Source organism: Frateuria defendens, assembly GCF_001182895.1.
GTDB classification, from domain to species: Bacteria; Pseudomonadota; Gammaproteobacteria; order Xanthomonadales; family Rhodanobacteraceae; genus Frateuria_B; species Frateuria_B defendens.
On record NZ_LFQR01000025.1, the window covers coordinates 1 to 5,239 of the forward strand.

Below are 5,239 nucleotides of genomic sequence, written 5' to 3' on the forward strand. Positions count from 1 at the left end.
GTTACTTTCTCTTGGGCAAGCAAAGAAAAGTAACTCGCTCATCGGCAGATGAGCGAAACCCCGGCCAAAGGCCGGCCAGACCGTGATAAGCGTTTCGATTCAACCTAGCCGCATAGCGCTGGGTGACCAGCTTCGCTGTGGTGAAGCGCCTTCGACCTACGACGGAACGACGAGCAAGAGAGAGCGCAAAAGCGAAGTCGCCACATTTCCAAGCCCACACGGCTATCGCAAGATGCGACCGCCCATCGGCGGCAAGACCATAAACAGACTCCGGAAGCGCGAACGGGGCTCGACACCGCCGCTAGGCGTCGTGGATGCCCGCGCGGCCGCCGAGAATCTGCGCCAGCACGTCGGGCGCGTAGTCGAACGAATCGTAGTAGAGCTGTCCTTCCGGCAGCCCCGCCTCGGCGAACAGCTGGCGGCCGGCGTCGATCATCGCCGGCGGGCCGCTCATGTAGACGTCGTGGCCGGAGAGGTCGGGCCAGTCCTCCAGCAGCGCCTCGTGCACGAAGCCCTCGCGCAGGCCCGAGGCCGCGGCCTGCTCGGGGTCGGACAATACCGGGTGGAAGTGCAGGTCGTGCGCCGCGCGTGTCCAGCCCCCGGCCTGCTCGCGCAGGTAGAGGTCCGCCGCGCTGCGCGCGCCCCAGTACACGTCGATGCGCCGGCGCGTGCCGAGCGCGAGGAAGTGCTCCACGATCGCCTTCACCGGCGCGAAGCCGGTGCCGCCGGCCATGAACAGCATCGGCCGCTCCGAATCCTCGCGCGGCACGAAGGTGCCCAGCGGCGCCTCGATGTGCAGGGTGTCGCCCTCGCGCAGCGACTGGGCCACCCACGAGGTGAAGCCGCCGCCGGCGACGTGGCGCACGTGCAGCTCGATGATGCCGTCCGGCCCCGGGCCGTTGGCGATGGAGAACGGCCGGCGCTTGCCGTCCGCCAGCAGCACGTCGAGGTATTGCCCCGGCAGCCAGCGCAGGCGCGCCTCGCCCGGCGCAGGCACGAGATGCAGCCCGACCACGTCCGGCGCCAAGGCCCACTTGCGCGCCACCGTCACCGCCAGCCGGCGGCGGGCGACGTCCTCCACCGAGGTCACTTCGCGCGCCTCGATCAGGATGTCGCTGGCCGGCACCGCCTGGCACAGCAGCACCGCGTGGTGCGCGCGGGCGCTGGCGTCGAGCGCCACCGGCGGGTTGCGCGGGTAGCCGCAGTCGCCGTCCAGCAGGATCGCCTTGCAGCTGCCGCACACGCCCGCCCGGCACGAATACGGCAGCGCGATGCCCTCGCGCTGGGCCGCCTCGAGCACGGTTTCGCCGGCGGCGACCGCAAAGCGGCGACCGGAGCCTTTCAGGGTGACGTTGAACACGGGTGCATTGTCGATGTGGCGGCAGTCGACCGACAATGCGGGTCCATGCCGCAGGAATCAACGATGACCATCTGGAAACAGGCGACCGATCTGGCCAGGCTCGACGGCTGGCGCGCCAATACCATGCTGGAAGTGCTCGGCATTCGCATCACCGAGGTCGGCGAGGACTGGCTGCGCGGCACCATGCCGGTGGACCACCGCACGCACCAGCCCTACGGCCTGCTGCACGGCGGCGCCTCGGTGGCGCTGGCCGAGACGCTGGGCAGCATGGGCGCCATGCTCACGCTCGACCCGGAGCAGGAGCGGGCCGTGGGCCTGGACATCAACGCCAACCACGTGCGCGGCGTGCGCGCCGGCACCGTCACCGGCACGGCGCGGCCGCTGCACCGCGGGCGCAGCACGCAGGTGTGGGAGATCCGCATCGAGAACGAGGAGGGCGCGCTGGTGTGCATCGCGCGCCTGACCATGGCGGTGGTGCCGGCGGACGTGGTGAAGCCGCGTTGATCGGGCGTGCTGTGAGGGCCTTGCAGGGTTACCGAAGACGGCTCCCTCTCCCCGCTGGGGAGAGGGCAGGGGTGAGGGGCCACGGTTGCCTCACTCCTTCTTCGAGCGAGCCCTCCCGCGAGCACCCGCCTGGAAAAGGTTTTGATGATTGACACCCCCTACGCCAACCTCACCCCCGACCTCGTGCTCGACGCCGTGGCCGCCTGCGGCCTGTGGCCGGACGGCCGCCTGCTGGCGCTCAACAGCTACGAGAACCGCGTGTGGCAGGTGGGCATCGAGGACGAGGCGCCGGTGATCGCCAAGTTCTACCGGCCCGGCCGCTGGAGCGACGCGGCCATCCTGGAGGAGCACGCCTTCGCGCAGGAGCTGGCCGCGGCGGAACTGCCGGTGGTAGCGCCGCGCATCGTCGGCGGGCGCACCCTGCTGCACCACGGCGGCTACCGCTATGCGCTGTGGCCGCGCCGCGGCGGCCGCGCGCCGTCGCTGGAATCGGCCACGCAGCTGGAATGGCTGGGGCGGCTGATCGCGCGCCTGCACGCGGTGGGCGCGCGCGAGCCCTTCGCCTACCGCGGCGCGCTCGACCGCGCCAGCATGATCGAGCGGCCGATGCAGGCGGTGCTGGACTCGGCCCTGTTGCCCGGCACGCAGCGGGAGCGCTACCGCGCCGCGGCATCCCGCCTGGACGCGGCCATCGCCGCGCGGCTCGAAGCGGTGGGCCCGGTGCGCCGGCTGCGTCTGCATGGCGATTGCCACCCCGGCAACCTGCTATGGACCGACGAGGGCCCGCACTTCGTCGACCTCGACGACGCGCGCATGGGCCCGGCGGTGCAGGACCTGTGGATGCTCGCCCACGACGAGGCGGCCATGCAGTCGCTGCTGGACGGCTATACGTCCATGCGCGATTTCGATTACGCCGAACTCGCGCTGGTGCCCGCGCTGCGCGCGATGCGCCAGCTGCACCACGCCGGCTGGATCGCCGCGCGCTGGCACGACCCGGCCTTTCCCGCCGCCTTCCCGTTCGCCGCCGAGGCCGCGTGGTGGGAACAGCACATCACCGACCTGCACGAGCTGGCCGACGAACTCGCATGAACCCGTGCGGTCCCACCACGTCCGCACGCACCCACGAATCCCCCGGAGTACCGAATGCGCCAATTCCTCTTCCGCCTGATCGGCATCCTCGAAATCGCCGGCGGCCTCTACGGCGTCGGCGCCATGTTGCGCCGGCTGCTGCCGCTGGGCTCCACCCTGGACAGCCTGCACGCCCTGATCGGCCTGGTGCTGTTCGCCTTCGTGCTGGTGGCCGGCATCCTGCTGGTGGAAGGCAGCGAGCGCGGCGTGGCGCTGTCGCGCTGGGCGCAGCTGCTGCAGCTGCCGCTGATCGCCACGCCGGTGTTCAGCTACGCCCTGCACTGCGGCGCCTACCTCAACATCTACACCACCGCGCACCTGGCGCGGCCGTGGCTGGACTGGAGCTTCGGCACCCAGGGCTTCGGCCTCGCGGTGGCCGGGCCGTCGGTGGCGCGCTTCGGGCTCAACCTGCTGGCGCTGCTGTCGTGGCTGATCCTGCGCCTGCGCTGAGCGCGCGGCGTTCATGCTGCATCGCAGCGGGCACCGCCGCCTGCGGCTAGACTGAAGACCCCGCTCCCGATCCCCGAGCCGCCATGAGCCTGCCGCCGCTGGATTTCCGCACCCGCAAATGGGTCAAGCCCGAGGACCTCAACCCCAACGGCACCCTGTTCGGCGGCAGCCTGCTGCGCTGGATCGACGAGGAGGCGGCGGTCTACGTGATCGACCAGCTGGGCAACTCCAACGTGGTCACCAAGTACATGTCGGAGATCAACTTCGTCAGCTCCGCGCGGCAGGGCGACATCATCGAGCTGGGCATCGGCGCCACCGGTTTCGGGCGCACCTCGATCACCCTGCGCTGCGAGGTGCGCAACGTGATCACGCGCAAGAGCATCCTCACCATCGAGAAGATCGTGTTCGTCAACATGGGCGTCGACGGCGTGCCCGCGCCGCACGGGCGCACCGACTCGGCGCTTTCCGCCGCCGACGCATGACGTCGCGGCGGCCGGGCGCGGCCGCCGCGCACGCTATCATGGGCGGATGAATGCCCAGCCCGCCGCGCTCCCCGTCATCCGCCTCAAGTCCGACCGCACGCCCGGCCACCCGTGGGTGTGGTCCGCACAGGTGGAGAAACCCGCCGAGCGCGTGCCGCCCGGCAGCGTGGTGGAGGTGGTGGATGCCAAAGGCCGCTTCGTCGGCCGCGGCTTCTGGAACGGCCACGCGCGCATCGCCCTGCGCCTGCTGAGCGCCGACCCGGCCGAGAGCATCGACGCCGGCTGGATCGCCGCGCGCATCGCCCGCGCCGTCGCGCTGCGCCGCGAGCTGCTGCAACTGGACCGCGACAGCGACGCCTGGCGCGTGGTGCACAGCGAGGGCGACGGCCTCTCCGGCCTGATCGTGGACCGCTACGCCGACATCCTGGTGGTGGAGTACTTCGCCGCCGGCATGTGGAAATTCCGCGAGGCGATCCACGCCGCCCTGCTCGGGCACTTCCCCGGCGCGCGGCTGTACTGGTTCGCCGAGAACCACGTGCAGAAGCAGGAATCCTTCGACTGCCGCGGCGCCGAGCCGCCCGAGCCGGTCCAGGTGCACGAGCACGGCCTCGCCTTCCATGCCGCGCCGGGCCTGGGCCACAAGACCGGCTTCTTCGCCGACCAGCGCGACAACCGCCGCCGCTTCGCCGAGCTGGCCCGCGGCCGCCGCGTGCTCGACCTGTGCTGCAACGCCGGCGGCTTCGCCGTGCACGCGATGGCGGCGGGTGCGCGCGAGGCGACGGGCGTGGACATGGACGCGGGCATCCTCGAGATCGCCCGCGCCAACGCCGCCGCCAACGGCGTGGCGGTGGACTTCCAGCAGGCCGACATCTTCGACTGGCTGCGCGGCGCGGTGGCGCGCGGGGAAACCTACGACGCGGTGATCCTCGACCCCGCCAAGCTCACCCGCGACCGCAACAAGGTGTTCGACGCGCTGAAGAAATACTTCGCCATGAACCGCCTCGCGCTCGACGTGATCCCGCCCGGCGGCCTGCTGCTCACCTGCTCGTGCACCGGCCTGGTGAGCGAGGCGGATTTCCTGGAGATGCTGCGCCGGGTGGCGCTCAACGCCGGCCGCGAGATTCAGCTGCTGCACGTGGCCGGCGCGGGGCCGGATCACCCGGTGCGCGGCGACGTGCCGGAGGGGCGCTACTTGAAGGCGGTGTTCTGTCGGGTGGATTGAGCGATCGGGTATCGTATCTGGATGTATCGACCTAAAAGGACATGGTGGAAGCTATTTCTCTCCTGATTCCCCCCATCACGCATCCAAGGTTGC

At 70.8% G+C, this 5,239-nt stretch carries 6 protein-coding genes; 5 read left to right on the forward strand and 1 reads right to left on the reverse strand.

Going from position 1 to position 5,239, the window contains the following annotated elements; genetic code table 11:
• Nucleotides 1-301 precede the first annotated feature (301 nt).
• The gene (locus ACH65_RS03430; RefSeq protein WP_237561431.1) at nucleotides 302-1,396 is read right to left on the reverse strand and encodes a 2Fe-2S iron-sulfur cluster-binding protein; all 1,095 of its coding nucleotides are present in this window, start codon (nucleotides 1,394-1,396) and stop codon (nucleotides 302-304) included.
• 27 nt (nucleotides 1,397-1,423) lie between these two features.
• Here ACH65_RS03430 and ACH65_RS03435 point away from each other — a divergent pair, with 27 nt between their 5' ends.
• From ACH65_RS03435 to ACH65_RS03455, 5 genes are all read left to right on the forward strand, one after another.
• Nucleotides 1,424-1,864, forward strand: coding sequence for a hotdog fold thioesterase (locus ACH65_RS03435; RefSeq protein WP_049621181.1), 441 nt, complete (start codon nucleotides 1,424-1,426; stop codon nucleotides 1,862-1,864).
• Nucleotides 1,865-2,008: 144 nt separating this feature from the next.
• Nucleotides 2,009-2,953, forward strand: a complete 945-nt coding sequence (locus tag ACH65_RS03440; protein ID WP_049621182.1) for a serine/threonine protein kinase — start codon at nucleotides 2,009-2,011, stop codon at nucleotides 2,951-2,953.
• A gap of 54 nt (nucleotides 2,954-3,007) precedes the next feature.
• On the forward strand, nucleotides 3,008-3,442 hold the full coding sequence (locus ACH65_RS03445) for a hypothetical protein (RefSeq protein ID WP_049621183.1): 435 nt from the start codon (nucleotides 3,008-3,010) through the stop codon (nucleotides 3,440-3,442).
• 83 nt (nucleotides 3,443-3,525) lie between these two features.
• Complete coding sequence (locus ACH65_RS03450) at nucleotides 3,526-3,924, forward strand: acyl-CoA thioesterase (RefSeq protein ID WP_237561432.1); 399 nt, start codon at nucleotides 3,526-3,528, stop codon at nucleotides 3,922-3,924.
• Nucleotides 3,925-3,970: 46 nt separating this feature from the next.
• Nucleotides 3,971-5,146 (forward strand): class I SAM-dependent rRNA methyltransferase, encoded by a 1,176-nt coding sequence (locus tag ACH65_RS03455; protein WP_049621184.1) that lies wholly within the window; start codon nucleotides 3,971-3,973, stop codon nucleotides 5,144-5,146.
• Nucleotides 5,147-5,239: the final 93 nt, after the last annotated feature.